Origin of the sequence: Rhodoferax sp. (genome assembly GCF_044236835.1) — a bacterium.
In the GTDB taxonomy this organism is placed as follows: Bacteria; Pseudomonadota; Gammaproteobacteria; order Burkholderiales; family Burkholderiaceae_C; genus Allorhodoferax.
This window is the reverse complement of the sequence record NZ_JBIIGC010000004.1, coordinates 1-16298: the sequence shown is the minus strand read 5'-3', so window position 1 is coordinate 16298 and position 16298 is coordinate 1. Positions and strand designations below refer to the sequence as shown.

Below are 16298 nucleotides of genomic sequence, written 5' to 3'. Positions count from 1 at the left end.
AACCAAAAGGGGCGGGTGCAACCAGGTTGCCCGGCCCCTTTTCTATTGCGCAGCTCAACCCGGTTGATTGTTCTATGTCCACACCCTCCACCCCCCCCAAGAAATCGTGGTCCTGGCGCAGCCAGGCCTTTCGCGGTTTGATCTACCAGGTGGTCACCGTCGCGGTGATTGTTTCTGTGGTGCTGTATTTGGCCCACAACACCAATACCAACATGAAGGCCCGCGGCATCCAAAGCGGCTTTGATTTCATGCTTGGTGGCGCCGGGTTCGACATCGGCGAAAGCCTGTTCCCGTTCGATTCCGCCGAACCCTACTGGCGCGCCTACTTGGTGGGCTTTGTGAACACCTTGCGGGTGGCGGTGATCGGCATTGTGTTGACCACCCTACTGGGCACTCTGATCGGCGTGGGCCGGTTTTCGCGCAACGCGCTGGTGCGGGGGCTGTGCTCGGCGTATGTGGAGTTCTTCCGCAATATCCCGGTGTTGCTGCAGTTGCTGATGTGGTACCTGATGTTCACCGAACTGCTGCCCGACTCCAGCGACCCGTTGGTACTCGGCTCCATCTTCCTGAGCAAGGGCGGACTCAATTTTCCTATTCCCGTGTGGGCCGCAGGCCACCTCTGGGCCGCCTGGGGGCTGCTTGCGGGTGTGGTGGTCGCGGTGCTCTACCGAGGGCGCGCCCAAAGGGCATTTGAGGCAACCGGGCGCCCGCGCAGCATGTTTTGGGTGCCGCTGGCGATCGTGGTTGCCGTAGGTCTGCTGGGTTGGTTGCTGGGTGGTGCACCCACCGCCATGAATAGCCCGGTGCAAGGCGAGTTCGCCGTGGAAAACGGTGGTGCGCTGACGCCAGAGTACCTGGCGGTGCTGTTGGGCCTGACCGTCTACACCGCGGCCTTCGTCGCCGAGGTGGTGCGCGGCGGCATCCAGTCGGTGGCGCTGGGGCAGTCGGAAGCAGCCAGCGCCCTGGGCCTGAGCCGCGGCCAGTCCATGCGCCTGGTGATGCTGCCGCAGGCGCTGCGGGTCATCATTCCGCCGGTCACCAACCAGTACCTCAATCTGACCAAAAACTCGTCGCTGGCGGTGGCCATTGGCTACCCCGACGTGGTGTCGATCGCCAACACGGCCATCAACCAGACCGGGCGTGCCGTGGAGTGCATTGCCGTGATCATGCTGGTGTACCTGAGCACCTCGCTGTTCACCTCCGTCGTCATGAATTGGTACAACACGCGTTCGGCTATCAAAGAGCGCTAAGCAGCACACCCTAGGCTACTTTTATGAACGCAAATACATTCCAACCGATCGCGGCGCGACCCGCACCCATCAAGACACAGGGCTTGGTGGCCTGGGTGCGCACCAACCTGTTTGGCGGGCTCTCCACCTCCATTGGCACCCTGGTCATAGGCGCGGCGCTGCTTTACATCCTGCCCCAGTTGATCAACTGGGCCTTCATCAATGCGGTCTTCGCCAAGGACTACGATGCCTGCCAGGCCGCTGCTGGCGCCTGCTGGGGCGTGGTGTACGAAAAGTTCCGCATCATCATTTTTGGCCGCTACCCGTTTGAGGAACAGTGGCGCTCGCTGATCGCCACCACCGCCTTGCTCAGCCTGCTGGTGGTGAGCTGCATGCGCGCCTTCTGGAAGCCCTGGCTGGCATTGGCATGGGTGGCGGTACTCGCGTTTTTCTTCACCCTGATGTATGGCGACGTGTTCGGCCTGACCAAGGTGGAGACCGACCGCTGGGGCGGTCTGCCGCTGACCATTCTGTTGGCGTCGCTGTCCATGTCCATGGCCTTCCCGATTGCCTTGGTGGTGGCGCTGGGGCGCCGCTCCTCGCTGCCGGCGATTCGCAGCGTTTGCACCATCTATGTGGAGCTGATCCGCGGCGTGCCGCTGATTTCGGTGCTGTTCATGGCGTCTTTCATGTTCCCGCTCTTGATGCCGCAGGGCTTCAGCATCGACGTGCTGGTGCGGGTGCTGGCGGGCATCACGCTGTTTGCTGCCGCCTACATGGCCGAAGTGATTCGCGGCGGCCTGCAGGCAGTACCCAAAGGCCAAGTTGAGGCAGCGGCCACCTTGGGCCTGTCGTACTGGCAAACCCAACGCAAGATCGTGCTGCCGCAGGCCTTGGCGATGGTGGTGCCGGGCATCATGAACAACTTCATCTCGACCTTCAAGGACACCTCGTTGGTCACCATCGTGAGCCTGTACGAGCTCACCGGCGCGATGAGCCTGGCCCTGAACTCGGACGCCAACTGGCGCCCGTTCAAGATCGAGGGCTACCTGTTCATCGCCCTGATTTACTTCATTTTTTGCTTCTCGATGTCGCGCTACAGCCTGTGGATCGAAAAGCAAGTCAACAAAAGCAAGCTGCGCTAAGCGCCCCGTCCCCCTTTTACACGGACCCCTCCCATGTCTGAAAACATCATTACCTTCGACAAAGTCAACAAGTGGTACGGCAACAATTTTCATGTGCTGCGCGACATCGATTTGCAAGTGAAAACCGGCGAGCGCATCGTGGTGTGCGGCCCGTCGGGCTCCGGCAAATCGACCCTGATTCGCTGCATCAACCGGCTTGAAGAACACCAGCAAGGCCACCTGTTTGTCGACGGCGTGGAACTCTCCGACGACGTCAAAGCCATCGACGATGTGCGCAAAAAAGTGGGCATGGTGTTTCAGCAGTTCAACCTGTTTCCGCACCTCACAGTGCTGGAGAACCTGACGCTGTCGCCCATGTGGGTGGGCAAAATGCCCAAGAAAGACGCCGAAGAAAAAGCCATGGAGCAGCTCAAGCGGGTGCGCATCGCAGAGCAGGCTACCAAGTACCCTCTGCAACTCTCTGGTGGACAGCAACAGCGGGTGGCGATTGCCCGGGCGCTGTGCCTCAAGCCCAAGATCATGCTGTTCGATGAGCCCACCTCGGCGCTCGATCCCGAGATGATCAAGGAAGTGCTTGACGTCATGATCGAAATGGCCAGCCAAGGCATCACCATGCTGTGCGTGACCCACGAAATGGGCTTTGCCAAAGCGGTGGCCGACCGCGTCATCTTTATGGACCAGGGGCAAATCGTCGAGCAAAACAACCCGCACGACTTCTTCAACAACCCCCAAAACGAACGCAGCCGGGACTTCCTCTCCAAGATCCTCGGCCACTGAACGCCGCGCGCGTCAAGGGCTTGCGCTGGCAACTGGCGCGAGCCGCTCAGCGGCCCAGCGCAGCAAGTCGGTCCACATCTGGGCCATCTCTGCGTCCGAGGGCGTGCGCAAAGCACTGGGCAACTCCACGGTAACCACCGGCACGCGGCGGTGGATGCCGGCGTAGTTGCCCAAGGAGCCAGGATAAATGCCCACCTGGTCCAGGTACAAACGCCCCAGTTTGCTGGGCGGTACCGACGGCCCGTCAAAGTCCAACACGCCGTAAGGTGCGTGGACGCTGACGATCAAGTTCGGCTGGAAGGCGTCGAGTTGCCCGTTCAGGAAACGCGACTCCGGCTCGGACAATGGATGGCGCCCAGGCCAGCGCCGCGGGTCGCGCCGTGTGCGCTTTTCCCAGTAGTTGGTGGCGTCGCGGTGCCAATTGGGCGTGGGGAAATTGCGGTTCAGATCCACGCCATTGGCATTGACGCGCTTAGGCGGTCGGGCCAACAAGCCGTCAGGATTGAGACTGGGAATGAAGCGCCAGTGCACCGGATGGGGCATGTCGGCCGGCGGGTTGGCGGCCAGCCGAATCCAGTGGAACACCACCGCGCTCGATGACATCTCATCGCCATGAATGCCCCCTACCACCAGCACACGCAGGGCAGCATCTTCTACGCCCAAATCGCGAGCCCACAGGGTGCGGTTCTGGACCGAGCGGGCCTGGGTGTCGCGCAGCTGTGCCGACTCGCACAATGGCTGGGACACGTTGGGCAAACGCCTCACGAATTCGGCACAGGCGCGCGCTGTGGCGGGCGCGCTGTGCAAGCCTGCCAGGGCCACCAGTACCGATGCAACAGGGATGCAAAAGCGCATCGCGGGATTCTAAGTTCCGGGCCTGGAAAGGCCATGCGACGGGCTGGGCACCTTGCCCCGGGCCGGCGCGGTGCCAAATGCGGTTAAATTCAACGGATGCAACCCACCACCCTACCCCGCCAAGCGGCTTCACCGCCCTTTACCAAACTGGAATTCCGAGCTGCCTTGAGCATGTTTGCCACCGGGGTCACCATCGTGACCGCGCGCACAGAGGAGGGAGCACTGGTCGGGCTGACAGCCAACTCATTTAACTCGGTCTCCATGACGCCGCCCTTGGTGCTGTGGAGCCTGAGCCAGTCGGCCAGCAGCCTGCATGCGTTTCGCACGGGCTCGCACTACGCAATCAATATTCTGAGTGCCGACCAGCAGGCGCTGGCGCGCAAATTTGCAACCCCAGGGGTAGACCGGTTTGCGGGCGTTGACTGGACCCCGGGCAGCAGCGGCGCACCGCTCATCGTGGGCGCAGCCGCCACGTTTGAGTGTTTCAACCGCAGCCGATATGAAGAGGGTGACCATGTGATTTTTGTGGGCGAGGTGGAACGCTGTACCCACGAGCCTACGGCCTCACCTTTGCTGTTCCATGGCGGCAAGTTTTACGTGGAGCACCCGCTATAGAGCTGGCGCCCCAGAACCTGGCGGCTGGTGCCCTTGCGGCGCAGGACGCAAGCAAAACTGCTGCGGCACACCGGTGACACACGCGCCGCCACAGCGGCTGAACACCACGGTTTACGCACCGATGCGGCTGTCGCTGTCGGACAAGGCGGAGCGGTAGGCACCGCAACCAATCAGCAAGTCGTCGCTCAGCGGCATCACGTAGGAGGACTTCCCCCGCACATCGCCGGTGACGGGGTTGATGATGTTGTACTCCACCCAACCACCGCCTTGCCCACAGCGCCGCCAGGCATCATCAAGTAGCTGCTGGGCGTCCACACCCGGCGTGGCAAACAAGCTGGTGCCCACCCGCTTGATGTCGGCGCCGATCACCCGGTACACGCCTTCGCGGTCCAGCACAAACACATACAAATCGCGGTCCACAAAGCCGCCCTCTTTGTCGTGGAACACCTTGAAGGCCTCGTCAAAGCCGACCGACTGCACCAAGGCCAAGGCGCGATTGACGATGTCCAGCGCCTCGTCCGCTGTGCCTTGGCGCAGCTTGATGTAAGTGACCGCGTTTTCCAGCTCTTGGGAGCGTTGCATCAGCCGACTGGAGCGGTGCGAAGTGCGGTCTACCAAACCGGAGTTTTCGATGGTCACCCGGTCCAGGTCGCCCACCGCCTGCACCACTTCGGACAAGGCGAGGCTTTGCTTGGCGCTGCCATCGGCCATGGTCTCCACGTTCTGAGCGATCTCCGAAATGCCTGCCACCAAGCTGGTCATCAAGGCGCTGATGGCCTCGATCTCGGAGACCGTCTCGGTCACCCGCGATGACGATTCAGCAATCAAGTTGCGTACCTCGGCAGCTGCGCCCTGGCTGCGCCGCGCCAGGCTGCGCACTTCGGCTGCGACCACCGCAAAACCCTTGCCCTGCTCGCCTGCACGCGCCGCCTCCACCGCAGCGTTGAGCGCCAGCAAATTGGTTTGGAATGCGATGCCGTCGATGGTGCTGATGATGTCGCGCATACGTTGCGAGGTGGTTTGCAACGCCGCCATACCGCCCACGGTTTTGGCCATCTTGCTGCCCGCATTGCCGGCCTCGGCGTGCAGGCTCTTGGTCATCATGCTGACCTCCTGCGCGGCTTCCGAATTGCGCGCCACCGTGTCGCTCACGCGGGCCACATTGGTGGCGGCCTCCTCCAGGCTCACGGCCTGCGATTGGGTGCGCTGCGACAGCGAGTGCCCGTCTTGCACCAGTTGGGCACCGACATGGGTGACCATGGCCGATGCGCTGCGCACGTCGGCCACCAGCGCGGACAGCACGCCCAGCATCCCCTCAAACTCCTGGCTGATCAGCGCCATCTCATCGCGTCCCGGCACGTTGACATGGGTGGCCAGGTTGCCACGGGTGCCCTCGGCGATGGCAAAGTGCAGCGTTTCGATGCTTTTGAGCGTTGCAATCGAAAAGCACACACTCAAGTACAGCACCAAAACCAAGCCCGCCAGGGCCAGACCAAACAACAGTGCGATCTGGCGCGCCAGCACGGTTTGGCGTTGCTGCAGCACGCCAATGAGTTGCTGCGAGGTCGACGAACGAAAAGTCCGCATGTCCTGCAAGGCCACGTCACTGAGCCGCATGAACGTGGTTTGTGCGTCCGCCGAGGCGGGCTTACCGGCCTGCGCGCGCATCCACGCGGACAAGGCGCGGGTGGCCTGCACCGACTCACGGGCACGCTCAGGCAGTTGGCTCACACTGGCATCGAGCATGGCAGCCAGGTTCTGGTCCACGGTGTCGGCCGCGTCGTCCAGGTTGTCCGCAAGCGCGAGCAGCCACGCCCCTGTGGCCGCGCTGCCCGATGCATCGCCGTACCAGCGCGTACCCAGCGCCTGCGACTTTCCAAGCGCCTCGGTCCACAGCACCGCGTGGTCGGTGAGCACATCTTGCAGCAGCGCCACCTCGGAGTTGCCGCCAAACACCAAGGACGAATGCTGTGCCGCCAGCATCACCATCACCCGCAGACGCTGCACGGTGGCAGTGTCGCTTTGGAAACTTGCGGGCAGGTCGGTGCTGGGCGGCGCGCTGGCGATCGATTGCAATGACCGCAGCACAGCTGGCCAATCCGCACCCAGGCGCAGCTCTGGCGAGGCCTGCACGAATGCGTCCAGCGCCTCGGTGGTGGCCCGCAGGCGCTGCACGGTTTCGCTGTGTCGCTCGCGCATGCCTGGCAGGTCGATCGACTGGACTGCACTGCGGTGCTGCTGCACCTCGGTCACCACCGCGCTGAGCAGATCCACCGCCAGCGCGCCTTGCACCTGGGACGCCGCCACCTGGTGGTCGTTGAAGCGCGCATGCAGCAAGAACCCACCCGCCAAAAACAGGGGGATCACCAACAAAAAAACCATCACCGACAACTTCACCGGCATCTTCAGGCGCTGCATCAGCGCCACACCGGGGGCCAGCAAAACGTTCAGGGCATGGGATTCGGAGAGGGTGCGCATGGTGGGCAAGCAGTTCATGCAAAGCGTGCCAGCTCCAGTTGAAGCTGGTCCACGCTGATGGGTTTGGGTAGGTAGCCGTCGGCACCAGACTTTTTGAAGCGTGCCGCATCGCCGGGCTCGTCGTGCGAAGTGACCATGATGATGGGCAGATGGCCGCCTTGAACTTGCTCGTTATCGCGGATCGCACGCAGGGCGGCCAGGCCGTCCATCACCGGCATCATCACGTCCATTAGCACCACGTCAAACTTGAGTTTGGCCAGAGCGCGCAAGGCCTTCTCGCCGTCGCCCACGACCACGCCGGTGTGCCCCAGGTTGGACAAGAGTCCGACCACCAAGCGCTGGTTGATGATGTTGTCCTCCACCACCAGCACTTTCATGGCGCGCGGTGTAGAGAGGCGGGGCCGGACGGTCTCGGTCATGGCAGTACATCTCCCAATGCAAATTTATGTGGCAGTCACCAGGGTGATCAGTTTTTCGCACTCTACCGCAGCCAACTCCAACTCCAGCTCGGCCAGGGCAGCGTCCAGCGGCGCCATCCAGCCGGCCCACAGGGCCGGGATGTGCGGGCGCAGTTCGGCATGGAGTTCCAGCGCGGTCATATCGCCTTCCTGCAGGGCTTGGAGCAAAGTGTGCAAGGCCGGCAGCGCCGATGCAGGTGGGGGGCCGTCGGACACCTCGCGCGCGCCACCCAGCTGTACGGCCACCGATTGCAGCGCGGGCAGCACCTCGGCCAAGCTGCGCGCAATCTGCTGTAGCAACGCGTCGATGTGGGCTGCACCGAGCGCACCTGCAAGCGCCTTTTCCGCGTCCGCCGCGAGCGCGGCCAGCCCACCCGCGCCCAGGGTGGCGGCCAAGCCTTTGAGGGAATGCAGGGTGCGTGTGGCGGCCGCTGGGTCGCCTTGCGACAACTGCTGCGCTACCCGATCACAGACGGTCGCTGCATCGGCCACAAACGCGGCAATGGATTGCAGCAGCACGGCATCGTTGCCACCCATGCGCGCCAGCGCACGGTCGATGTCCAAGCCCGCTGGCCACACCCGCGATGGCGCTTTGGGCGCAGCACTGGGCGCGGCCAGAACCCAAGCGTCTCCTGCCGCAACTGGAGCCCATTGCGTCACCCGTACCAGCGTGTTCACCAAGTCGTGCAGATCGAAGGGCTTGCCTACATGGTCGTTCATGCCGGCTTCCAAGCACGCTTGCCGGTCGCTGGCCATGGCGTTGGCCGTCATGGCCACCACTGGTAAGGACTGGAAGCGCGCATCCTGCCGCAGCAATCGTGCAGCGGTCAGGCCATCCATTTCCGGCATTTGCAAGTCCATCAGCACCGCGTCGAACAGGGGCTGGGCCTGTGCAATGGCCTGCAGGCCCAGCGCGCCGTTGTCAGCCACCGTGACCTCAGCGCCTTGGGTGCGCAGCAACTCGCTGGCCACTTGCTGATTGATCGGGTTGTCTTCCACCAGCAAGATGCGCATGCCGTCGAGCACACGGCGGGCGCTCGGCGCGACCTGGGCCGAGGTCTGAGCGGCTTGCCCTGATGGCGAAGCCTTGCTTTGCTGCGCCATATCCACAGAATGCGCCAGCATGCGCGCCGTCAGCGGCCTGACCAACACACCATCGAATGGCGACACACCGGACCCCTGCTGTGCCTGCCGGTCGCTTTGCGCACCCAGCACCAGGAACTTGGTTTGCGGGCTTGGGATCAACGCCTGGCGCATCAGGTCCACGGACTCGGCGGCACTGGCACCCTGCAGGCGCGCATCGATCAGCACCGCGTCCCAGGGGCCTTGGCCGTCGGCCAACCCCTGGCGCAGTACCTCCAAGGCCTGGGGCAGGGTCTGCGCCTGGGCCACGGTCCAACCCAGCGACTGCGCCATGGACACGCTGCTGGCCAAGGCCACAGGGTTGTCGTCTACCACCAGCACACGCCGCGCCACCGCCTGGGCAGGGGCAGCGGCGATCAGCATGGGCTGCGTCTTGGGCACCGCCAATACCAACTCGAAACTGAAGGTGCTGCCCTGCCCCACCGCGCTGTGCAGCACGATCTCGCCACCCATCATCCGGATCAGTCGGGTGCAAATGACCAGTCCCAGGCCGGTACCGCCGAAGCGCCGGGTGGTGTTGGCCTCGGCCTGGGTGAAGGCCTCAAAAATGCGGGCCTGGTTCTCCGGGGCAATGCCAATGCCGGTGTCGCGTACCGAGACATGCAAGCGCACCGCCTCCGGGCCACGCTCGAGCAGTGCCCAACGCACCACCACATGGCCCTGCGCGGTGAACTTGACTGCATTGCCCGCCAGGTTGATCAGCACCTGCTTGATGCGCAGCGAGTCGCCCAGCAGCGCATCCGGAATTGCCGGGTCCACCTCGAACACCAGGTCCACCGGCTTGTCGCCCAGGTTGGAAGCCAGAATGACCGACAGCTCATCGTGCAGCGCGGCCATGGAAAACTCTTCGTGGGCCAGTTGCATCTTGCCCGCCTCCACCTTGGAGAAGTCCAAGATGTCGTTGAGCAAGCCCAACAGCGAACGCGCTGCGCCGTCGGCCTTTTGGACATAGTCGCCCTGGCGGCTGTCCAGCGCGGTGGTACCCAGCAGTTGCAACATGCCCAAGACCGCATTCATGGGCGTGCGAATTTCGTGGCTCATGTTGGCCAGGAACTGGCTCTTGGCCACGTTGGACTGCTCGGCCAGCACCATCGCCTGGCGCAGAGAGGCCTCCACCTCCTTTTGCTTCGAGATGTCGTAGAGGATGGCCAGGTGGCCCAGTGTCTGCCCGGCAGCGTCCCGCATGGGCGACACGATCAGGCTGCCCCGGAAGCGCTCGCCGTTCTGGCGAACAAAGGTCCATTCCTGCTGCTCGCGGATGCTCACCACATGCTCAAACACCTCGTGCATGGTCGGGTTACGCCCCTGTTGCAGCTCCAGGGTCTTGCGCAGCGCGTTGAGCTCGCCCATGTCGAAGAACAGGCTGCTGCTTCTGTGGCCCACGACTTCGTGCGCAAAGTAGCCCAGCAAGTTTTCTGCACCCTTGTTGAATACCCGCACCACCCGGTCCAGCCCGGCGCTGACGATGCCCACATTGACCGCCGAGTCCAGCACGTTTTGCAGCATGGCCGAGGTCTCGGCGAGCGACTGTTCGGCCCGCTTGCGCTCCGAGATGTCCATGTGGGTGCCCGACATGCTGATGGGCTTGCCCTCGGGCGTGCGCTCAGACACGCGCCCGCGGTCGAGCGCCCAGACCCAGTGGCCGTCTTTGTGGCGCATGCGCACTTCGCACTCGTAAAACTCGGAGCGGTTATCGAAGTGCGCCTGGAGCCGTTCGTTGGAACGCAGCAAATCGTCGGGGTGCGAGAGGGCAATCCAGGTGTTGATGTCAATGGGCGCGAGTTCGTCCAAGGTGTAGCCCGCGATCTCGGCCCAGCGGTCATTGAACGTGACTGCGCCTGTGTCGATGATCCACTCCCAGGTACCAACGTTGGTGCCCTCCAAAATGCTGCGCAGGCGGCGCTGTTCCAGGGCCAGGGACTGTCCGACCGACTCGGCCCGCGCAGTCGCTTCTTTGAGTGAGGTGACATCCACCCGAAAGCCCACGATGTGCCCGTCGGCCATCTTGCGCTCCACCACCTTGAGCCAACGGCCATCTGCAAGCTGCTGCTCCAGCGTGATGTTGCCCGCGCGGTGCTGAGCCAGTCGCTCGGCCAGCCAGGCCTCTTCGCGCCCCACCGCCGCCGCGTACTGCCCCTTGGAGAGGCCGCCACGCAGAATGCTCTCGAAGCTGGCGCCCTCGGTCATGAACTCGGCCGACTCGGCGTACAGCGCGCGGTACTTGTCGTTGCAAAACACCAGCCGGTCTTGCGGGTCGTAAACCACAAAGGCCTCATTGATGGCGTCGATGGCGCCGCGCAACAAAGCGGCGCTGCGTTGCATTTGGAGTTGGGTCTTGCGGTCTTGGGTCACGTCTTGGAACGCGCCCACCAAGCGCACCGGGCCGCTGTCATTGAACTCCACGTCGCCGTAGGTACGTACCCAGCGCGGCTCGCCGTCGGCGTCGACCATTTCGGTGGTCAGGTCCCAACTCAGTCCACGCTCTTTGGCGCGGTCCATCGCGGCCACCAGGGCCAGCCGCGCATGCTCGGGATAAAACGCCAGCATCTCCTCCATGGTGGGCCGGTGACCAGGTGGCACACCGTAGATGGCGCAGGTTTGGTCGCTCCAAATGATCGCGCCACTTTGCAGCTCAATCTCCCACGCGCCGACCCCCGAGAGCTGCCCCGCCCGGCCCAAGGAGGCCTCCACATCGCGCAAATTGAGTTCCGTGCGCTTGGACTCGGTAATGTCGGTTTGAATGCCACCCAGCCATTCGACGCGACCATCAGGCAGCCGCGACATCACCTTGGCGCGGGTCAGGATCCACATCCAGCTTCCGTCCTGGTGGCGTACCCGCACCTCGCAGGCATAACCGTCGGTGGTGCCCGCGTTGCACAGCTTGGTGGCGTTCTCCACCCGTTTGAGGTCATCGGGGTGCAACACCGTGCGCCAGAACACCGCGGCGTTGGGCACCACCTCGTGGCGTGCATACCCCATCATCGAACCCCAACGGTCACTCCACTGCGACTCACCGGTGACCATGTTGGTCTCCCAGGTGCCCACACCGGTCCCCTCCAGGATCGTGTGGGCACGCTCGGTCTCCCGGGCCAAGGCCTCACGGGCCTCCACCTCGGTGGTGACGTCGCTCTCCATCGCCATGAAACCGCCCAGGCTGCCATCGGCTCGCAGCACGGGCTGGATCTCGATGTCCAGCCAGTAGTGGTGTCCGTCCTTGTGGCGGTTCTGGATCATGTGGCGCGAAACCCGCAGGGCGCGCAAGTCTTCCCCAATCGCCCGTGCCACCGCTTTATCGGTGCGCTCGGACTGCAAGAAGTGCCCAGGCACCCGCCCAATGACCTCGTCCAAGCCGTATCCGGTGATGCGGGTAAAGCCCTCGTTGACCCAGGTGATGCGCTGCTGCGCATCGGTCATGATCACCGCGTTGGTGGTGCGCTTGGCCACCATCGCCAGCCGGTCCAGGTCGGCCGTCATGCTGCGGGCCAAGCGCTCGGCCCGGCTGCGTCCCGCAATGAGCAGCCACACCACCAGCGCCGCCAAGCCACTGAGCAAACCACCAGCGAGCGCGCGCATCAAGTGCGAACGCCGGTCCAACCCCGATTCGAAGGCCGGCGCGGAAGACACCCGCACATAGACCACCTGGTCAAACAGACGCACCGAACGGACCTCGGCAAACAGCGCGTTGCGCGGGCCACGCTGACCAGCAAAGTCACCCTGCTTGCCGGTTGGAAAATCGCTGTCGTAGAGAAGCTCGGCGGTCTGGAAGTTCGGGCCGTCAAAAATCTGCTTTTTCACCAACAAATCGTCATGCGCCGGGCTGCTGGCCATCAGCTCCGCCCAGACCACCGGCGCAAATGTCAAGCCGATGGGCTGGCGCTCCGAACCCGCCCGGTACACCGGCACAAACACCAGGAACCCCGGGCGATGCAGGGGATCAATGGCCAACGCGGTTTTGCGCGTCATCGAAGGCTCGCCCGATTGCAGTGCCGCCCGCATCGCCGCGCGGCGCCTGGGCTCGGAGGCGAAGTCCAGCCCCACTTCCTGGCCGTTGGCCGCGAGGGGTTCGATGTGCTGAACCCGAAAATGCGCATCCAGCGGCTCGGGCAAGTTACCCAGCACCGGGCGCATCGTGGCTGCTTGCCCATCGATGCGCTCCTGGCGAGCCAAGTAGGTTTCCAATGCCGACGGCGTCACCCGCTCTACAAAGCCAATGCCACGGATGCCGGGGTAGTTGCGGGGCAGATCAAGCGCATCCACCATCGCAGCAAATTCTTGACGCGATACCGAGCCGTCGATGGCAAAAGCCCCGCGCATGCCACCCAAGGGCTTGGCCAGCGCCACCACCTCTTGCGATAGGGCATTTTGCGCACGCTCCACCTGCTGCTGGAAGTAGCGCTGCGCGTCACGGTAGGCCTCCAGTCGCGCATCGTCTGCCAGCACCAAGGTCAGCGCCGCGCCCAACGCGGCGGTCCCTAACGCCCAGCCAGTGGCTCTTTTGTGCACCTGCAGCGAGGCTCGGCCCATGCCTCGCCGCTTGCGCCTGCGGTATTGCACCATCCACGCTGCAAGCAAAAACACGCCCCCGATCCACAAGGGTCCCAGTGCCAGCGCGGCCATCTGGGCAAAGGAACCCACAGCCTCCGGACTTGCGCTATGGGTGTTGGCAGCTGGTACCGCGCTCGCGCCCAGCAACCATGCACCGGCAGTTGCGCGCGCTGCCTTGCTCATACCAGCCGGGAAGCCTGACAACACATGGTGGGGCTGTTGTGCGTCAACCCGGTGTTACTTGAGGGCCTTGTAGCGCATCCGCTTGGGCTTGGCGCCCTCTTCACCCAGACGCCTCTTCTTGTCGGCCTCGTACTCCTGGTAGTTGCCGTCAAAAAAGGTCCACTGGCTGTCACCCTCACAAGCCAGGATGTGGGTGGCAATGCGGTCCAGGAACCAGCGGTCGTGGCTGATCACCATCAGGGTACCGGCAAACTCCAGCAGCGCGTCTTCCAGGGCGCGCAGGGTTTCCACATCCAGGTCGTTGGAGGGCTCGTCCAGCATCAGCACGTTGCCACCGGCAATCAGCGTCTTGGCCAGGTGCAAGCGCCCGCGTTCGCCGCCCGAGAGCGTGCCCACGCGCTTTTGCTGGTCGCCGCCATTGAAATTGAAGCGGCCGCAGTAGGCGCGGCTGGCCATCTGGAACTTGCCCACGTTGATGATGTCCAGGCCGCCCGAGACGTCTTCCCACACCGTCTTGTCGTTGGCCAGGTCGTCGCGGTTCTGGTCCACAAAGGCCATCTTCACCGTGGAGCCGATCTTGACCTCGCCCGAGTCCGGCTTTTCGCGCCCGGCAATCATCTTGAACAGTGTGGACTTGCCCGCGCCGTTGGGCCCGATGATGCCCACGATGGCGCCCGCAGGCACCTTGAAGCTGAGGTTGTCGATCAGCACCCGGTCGCCAAAGGACTTGGTCACGTTCACGAACTCGATGACTTCATTACCCAGGCGGTCGGCCACGGGGATGAAGATTTCATTGGTCTCGTTGCGCTTTTGGTATTCAAAGTCGGACAGCTCTTCAAAGCGGGCCAGTCGGGCCTTGCTCTTGGCTTGGCGGGCCTTGGGGTTCTGACGCGACCACTCCAGTTCCTTCTTCAAGGCTTTGGCGCGGGACTCTTCGCCCTTTTGCTCGGCCTCCAAGCGGGCCTGCTTCTGGCTCAGCCAGTCGCTGTAGTTGCCCTTGTAGGGAATGCCAGAGCCGCGGTCGAGCTCCAAAATCCATTCGGCGGCGTTGTCCAAGAAGTAACGGTCGTGGGTGATGGCGACCACCGTGCCGGGGTAGCGTTGCAAAAACTGCTCCAGCCAGTCCACCGATTCGGCGTCCAAGTGGTTGGTCGGTTCGTCCAACAACAGCATGTCGGGCTTGGACAGCAGCAAGCGGCACAGCGCCACGCGGCGCTTTTCGCCGCCCGAGAGCACGCCGATGTTGGCGTCCCAGGGCGGCAGGCGCAGCGCGTCGGCGGCGATCTCCAGCTGGTGCTCGGAATCGGTGCCAGCGGTGGCGATGATGGCCTCCAGCTCAGCCTGCTCGGCAGCCAGTGCGTCGAAGTCGGCATCCTCTGCGCCGTAGGCGGCATACACCTCTTCCAGACGGGCCTTGGCGCTGAACACCTTGCCCATGGCGGCTTCGACACTTTCGCGCACCGTCTGGTTCGGGTCCAGCTTGGGCTCCTGCGGCAGGTAGCCGATGTTGAGGCCCGGCATCGGGATGGCCTCGCCCTCGATCTCCTTGTCGAGCCCGGCCATGATCTTGAGCAAGGTCGACTTGCCCGAACCGTTGGTGCCCAACACGCCGATCTTGGCGCCAGGGAAAAACGAGAGGGAAATGTCTTTGAGTATCTGCCGCTTGGGCGGCACGATCTTGCCGACGCGGTTCATGGAAAAAACGTATTGGGCCATGGCGGAGTTTCTTGTTGGGTCAACCGAAAAGTTGGCATTATCGGCGCGCGCGCAAGCATTCGACCCATGGCGTGCGCAGTGGCGCAAGCGCGCTGGCACGCCCCCGTGACAAACGTCACAGGAGACCGTGCGACAATCCAGCGCATTGCGGCGCTTCAGTTGCCCGCAATGCCAGCACCATGCTGGGGGCCCAGTCCCGCATTGCGCCCACCTTTTGAATCCATCTGCCTTTGACTGACCGGCTGCCTTGCGCAGTCGGAACGGCCGGTACCCAGCGCCCCGGAACGGGCGACACCATCCATGAAATTTGAAGAACTCCAACTGGCCCCGGCCATTTTGAAAGCCGTGCGTGAAGAAGGCTACGAGACCCCCACCGCCATCCAGGCACAGGCCATCCCCCTGGTCATGGCCGGCCACGACCTCTTGGGCGGCGCCCAGACCGGCACCGGCAAAACCGCCGCGTTCACCCTGCCCTTGCTGCACCGCCTCTCCATGGCCCGCAGCGCGCAAAACAAGCTTGGCGGCACCGGCATCCGCGCCCTGGTGCTCACCCCCACCCGGGAACTGGCGGCCCAGGTCGAAGAATCGATTCGCACCTACGGCAAGTACCTGCAACTGAGCTCCACCGTGATCTTTGGCGGGGTGGGCATGAACCCGCAGATTTCCAAGCTCAAAAAGGGCGTGGACATTTTGGTGGCCACCCCCGGGCGGCTGCTGGACCTGCAACAGCAAGGCATGCTGGACTTGGGGCAAGTGCAAATTCTGGTGCTCGACGAGGCCGACCGCATGCTCGACATGGGCTTCATCCACGACGTCAAAAAGGTCCTGGCCCTGGTGCCCAAAGACAAGCAAAGCCTGCTGTTCTCCGCCACCTTCAGCGACGAGATCCGCGACCTCGCCAACAACCTGCTCAAGAACCCGCAAAGCGTGCAGGTCACGCCGCGCAACACCACGGTGCAGCGCATCACCCAGGTCATCCACCCTGTCGGGCGGGGTAAGAAAAAGGCGCTCTTGGCGCACATCATCCAGCAGCACAACTGGAGCCAGGTGCTAGTGTTCACCCGCACCAAGTTCGGCGCCAACAACGTGGCCGAGTTTTTGGAGAAGAACGGCATCAGCGCCATGGCGCTGCACGGCAACAAGAGCCAGGCAGC

The 16298-nt window shown here is 63.5% G+C and carries 10 protein-coding genes; 5 read left to right on the top strand and 5 right to left on the bottom strand.

Annotated features, from left to right (window positions below; translation table 11 throughout):
* The first annotated feature begins 74 nt into the window (after positions 1-74).
* The 3 genes from ACILRC_RS04210 to ACILRC_RS04200 are packed head-to-tail and all read left to right on the top strand — an operon-like array spanning position 75 to position 3151.
* Positions 75-1250, top strand: a complete 1176-nt coding sequence (locus ACILRC_RS04210) for an amino acid ABC transporter permease (RefSeq protein ID WP_395668101.1) — start codon at positions 75-77, stop codon at positions 1248-1250.
* Between the two features lie 23 nt (positions 1251-1273).
* The gene (locus tag ACILRC_RS04205; RefSeq protein WP_395668100.1) at positions 1274-2374 is read left to right on the top strand and encodes an amino acid ABC transporter permease; all 1101 of its coding nucleotides are present in this window, start codon (positions 1274-1276) and stop codon (positions 2372-2374) included.
* 33 nt (positions 2375-2407) lie between these two features.
* Positions 2408-3151 (top strand): amino acid ABC transporter ATP-binding protein, encoded by a 744-nt coding sequence (locus ACILRC_RS04200; RefSeq protein ID WP_395668099.1) that lies wholly within the window; start codon positions 2408-2410, stop codon positions 3149-3151.
* A 12-nt stretch (positions 3152-3163) separates the two neighbouring features.
* Here the strand turns inward: ACILRC_RS04200 and ACILRC_RS04195 are convergent, their stop codons facing one another.
* Complete coding sequence (locus ACILRC_RS04195; protein WP_395668098.1) at positions 3164-4006, bottom strand: M14 family zinc carboxypeptidase; 843 nt, start codon at positions 4004-4006, stop codon at positions 3164-3166.
* Between the two features lie 96 nt (positions 4007-4102).
* On the opposite strand from ACILRC_RS04195, the gene ACILRC_RS04190 reads away from it, so the two are divergent.
* A complete protein-coding gene (locus tag ACILRC_RS04190; RefSeq protein ID WP_395668097.1) occupies positions 4103-4621 on the top strand; it encodes a flavin reductase family protein in 519 nt (172 codons plus the stop codon).
* Positions 4622-4732: 111 nt separating this feature from the next.
* Here the strand turns inward: ACILRC_RS04190 and ACILRC_RS04185 are convergent, their stop codons facing one another.
* Genes ACILRC_RS04185 through ettA form a run of 4 tightly spaced genes read right to left on the bottom strand, consistent with a single transcriptional unit; the run spans position 4733 to position 15144 of the window.
* Positions 4733-7099, bottom strand: coding sequence for a methyl-accepting chemotaxis protein (locus tag ACILRC_RS04185; RefSeq protein ID WP_395668096.1), 2367 nt, complete (start codon positions 7097-7099; stop codon positions 4733-4735).
* Positions 7100-7113: 14 nt separating this feature from the next.
* Positions 7114-7518, bottom strand: coding sequence for a response regulator (locus ACILRC_RS04180; protein WP_395668095.1), 405 nt, complete (start codon positions 7516-7518; stop codon positions 7114-7116).
* A 24-nt stretch (positions 7519-7542) separates the two neighbouring features.
* Complete coding sequence (locus ACILRC_RS04175; RefSeq protein WP_395668094.1) at positions 7543-13428, bottom strand: PAS domain S-box protein; 5886 nt, start codon at positions 13426-13428, stop codon at positions 7543-7545.
* Between the two features lie 54 nt (positions 13429-13482).
* Entirely contained in the window at positions 13483-15144 is a 1662-nt protein-coding gene (gene ettA / locus ACILRC_RS04170) for an energy-dependent translational throttle protein EttA (RefSeq protein ID WP_395668093.1), read from the bottom strand.
* A 300-nt stretch (positions 15145-15444) separates the two neighbouring features.
* Here ettA and ACILRC_RS04165 point away from each other — a divergent pair.
* The coding region (locus ACILRC_RS04165; protein ID WP_395668092.1) for a DEAD/DEAH box helicase at positions 15445-16298 on the top strand (854 nt) is incomplete at its 3' end.